Annotated in this window: 1 protein-coding gene; it reads right to left on the bottom strand. The window is 76.2% G+C overall.

All coding sequences use genetic code 11. The features are described 5' to 3' along the window. Window positions 1-90: 90 nt before the first annotated feature. On the bottom strand, window positions 91-1,341 hold the full coding sequence (locus ACFV61_RS32280) for a serine hydrolase domain-containing protein (protein ID WP_380495512.1): 1,251 nt from the start codon (window positions 1,339-1,341) through the stop codon (window positions 91-93). Window positions 1,342-1,653: the final 312 nt, after the last annotated feature.

The following is a 1,653-nucleotide window of genomic DNA, read 5'->3' as shown; positions in this document are numbered from 1 at the left end:
GGTGCGGCGATGGCGCGGACCGAGGCCAGGGACCTGCTGTCCGCGATCATCACCGCACCCGCACCCGCACCCGCGGCCGGGCCGCCCCCGTCAGTGAGCCGGAACTGAAGCCGGAGCAGGGGCCGGCTTGCCGAACATGGCGCAGGTCACCGCACTCTGCAGGGCCTGGCCGGCCGCGGTGAGCTTCGCGTCGGCCCCGAACTCGAACAGGAACTCGGTCGCGATCAGGACGGTGGCCGTACGGCTGCCGGTGCCGTCGGTGAGGTTGGTGCTGGAGTAGCCGGTGATCCCCCCGTCATGGGCCCAGACGGTGCCGCAGGGGGTGCGGCCCGTCTCGATGCCCAGGCCGGAGCCGGGCCCGTCCACCGGGTTCTGCGGGTCCATCGGCACGGTGGTGCGCAGCTGCGCCAGCTGGGCCGCGGGCAGCAGCCTGCCGGACATCAGCGCGTTGTAGAAGCGGGACCAGTCCTGCGCGGTGGACACCACGGCCCCGGCCGCCCCGCCCCAGCCCGGGTCGTTGCCGGAGACGTCCACCCGGCCGTCGCGGTGCACCCCGGCCACGTCCCGGAACGCGGCGGGCACCCCCGCCGGCATGTGGGCGGAGTCCGGCTCGTAGCCGCGGACGTGGCGGCCGCGCCAGCTGCCGTCCGTGGCGAGGTAGGTGTGCTTCAGGTTCAGCGGCCGGGCGATCCGGTCGCGGACCAGGTCGGCGAGGCTCGCCCCGGTGACCCGCTCCAGGACGGCGCCGACCGCCGCGTAGTCGGTGTTGCTGTAGGACCACCGGGTGCCCGGCGGGAACAGCGCCGGGCGCTTGAGGCCCACGGCGAGCAGTTCGGCGGAGGTCCACCGGTGCGGGTCCTTGCCGAGGATCGACGGCAGGACGGCGGGGTCCTCGGTGTAGTCGGCCAGGCCGCTGGTGTGGTTCAGCAGCATCCGCAGCGTGATCGCCCGGCCGTCGGGCACCTGGCCCGGCAGCCACGCCTCCACCGGGTCGGTCAGCGCGAGCCGCCCCTCGGCGGCCAGTTGCAGGGCGATCACGGCCATCATGGTCTTGGTGTTGGAGCCCATCCGGAACTCGTCCCCCACCGCGAGCCGCTGGTCCGCCGCGGCCCAGGGGGCCTGCTCGGCGATCTCGACGGGCCGGCCCCGGCCGTCGTCCACCCGCACCACCACCCCCGGCGCCCCGGCAGCCACCAACTGCCGTGCCAATTCCTCCAGTTGAGCCCGCTGCGCCTCGGCCCCGCCCCGGGTCGCGGAGGGCGCGGACCCGGCGGTGGTCAGGGGGGCCGGGAGCGCCGGACCGGCGGCCAGTCCCACGGTGAGGGCCGACGCGGTCAGCACGAGCGGCGCCAGCCGCAGGCGGCGCGACCACCCCGCGCGGGACGGCGAAGGGGCAGTCGAAGAAGGAGTGGAAGAAGGAGAAGCAGCTGGCGACATGGATCAGTTCCCTCTGGTTGCCGGGTGACCTGGACGGCCCCAGCCTGTGGCCCGCCGCTGGCAAACCGCGCACAGCGCGCTGGCACCCGCCGTCCACCCCGGATCCGCTGTCCGCCTCGCCGTCCGCGCCGGGGGCCGCGGCGCCCCGGGGGCCCCACACGCGGCCCCGGCCGGGGCCCGGAGCCCGCCGGGGGGGGGGGCGCGCCCCGCGGGTGT

The organism is Kitasatospora sp. NPDC059817 (assembly GCF_042731835.1).
Lineage (GTDB): Bacteria > Actinomycetota > Actinomycetes > Streptomycetales > Streptomycetaceae > Kitasatospora.
This window is presented reverse-complemented; position numbering and strand designations above follow the sequence as displayed.